The organism is Neisseria sp. P0021.S005 (assembly GCF_051956955.1).
In genome coordinates this window covers 1-1117 of record NZ_JBQCWY010000800.1, presented here as the reverse complement: position 1 = coordinate 1117, position 1117 = coordinate 1, and the positions used below count along the sequence as shown (strand labels likewise).

At 45.7% G+C, this 1117-nt stretch carries 1 protein-coding gene; it reads left to right on the top strand.

The features are described 5' to 3' along the window. Nucleotides 1-76: 76 nt before the first annotated feature. Entirely contained in the window at nucleotides 77-1027 is a 951-nt protein-coding gene (locus tag ACTHUE_RS19390; protein ID WP_070503716.1) for a CysB family HTH-type transcriptional regulator, read from the top strand. Nucleotides 1028-1117: the final 90 nt, after the last annotated feature.

The window sequence follows — 1117 nt, the reverse complement described above, 5'->3', positions numbered from 1 at the left end:
ACTGGGCAAAATATGTTAAATTACATGCCGTTTGTCGCACAAAATCCACATTAACAACGTATCCGGTACTGCTACCATGAAACTGCAACAATTACGTTATGCCCTTGAGGTTTACCGACACAATCTGAATGTCTCCGAAGCCGCTGATGCGCTTTTCACATCCCAGCCCGGCATTTCCAAACAAATCCGCCTGCTTGAAGAAGAATTGGGTATCCAAATTTTTATCCGCAGCGGCAAACGTGTGGTTTCCGTTTCGCAACCGGGCAAAGCCGTATTAGAGATTTCGGAACGGATTTTGCGTGATGTACAAAACATTAAAAATATCGGCAGCGAGTTTACCGATCATGACAGCGGCTCCCTGACCATCGCGACAACGCATACCCAGGCGCGCTATGCTTTGCCCAAAATCGTTGCGGAATTTGTCAAAAACTACCCTAAAGTCAATTTGACCATCAAACAAGGTAGCCCTTCTGCCATTGCGCAAATGGTCAGCAGCGGCGAAGCTGATTTGGCAATTATTACTGAACGCATTGACGATCATCCTGAGTTGGGCAAACTGCCCTGCTATGAATGGAACCATGCCGTCATTGTTCCGCACGACCACCCTCTTTTGGACTGCCGCAATCCTTTAAGCCTTGAAGATTTAGCTTCTTTTCCGCTGGTCACTTACGAATTTGCTTTTAATTCCGGCAGCAGTATCGCGCGTACATTTAATAAAGCGCATATTGAGCAACCTGATGTTGCCTTATCGGCTGCCGATACGGATGTATTGAAGACGTATGTCCGCTTAGGCTTGGGCGTTGGTTTGATGGCTAAAATGGCGTACGATCCCGTTGTCGATCAAGATTTACAGCTGATTGATGCGGCACACTTATTTGAACCGTCGCCCACTTGGATAGCCTTACGCACTGATACCTACCTGCGTGGTTACGCGTATGACTTTATCCAGATGTTTGCACCGAAACTGACCAGAGAAGTGGTCGACCGCATTCTGTACACGCCGGTTGTTGAAGATTTTTCAATTTAATATCTGACTATCACTTTCGTAACTTAACAATTATTCTTTAATTCTTGTTAAAAAGGCCGTCTGAAATATTTCAGACGGCCTAAGATTCAG

Coding starts and splice junctions, on each gene's coding strand:
- ACTHUE_RS19390 (WP_070503716.1), top strand. CDS start 77: ATGAAACTGCAACAATTACGTTATGCCCTTGAGGTTTACCGACACAAT.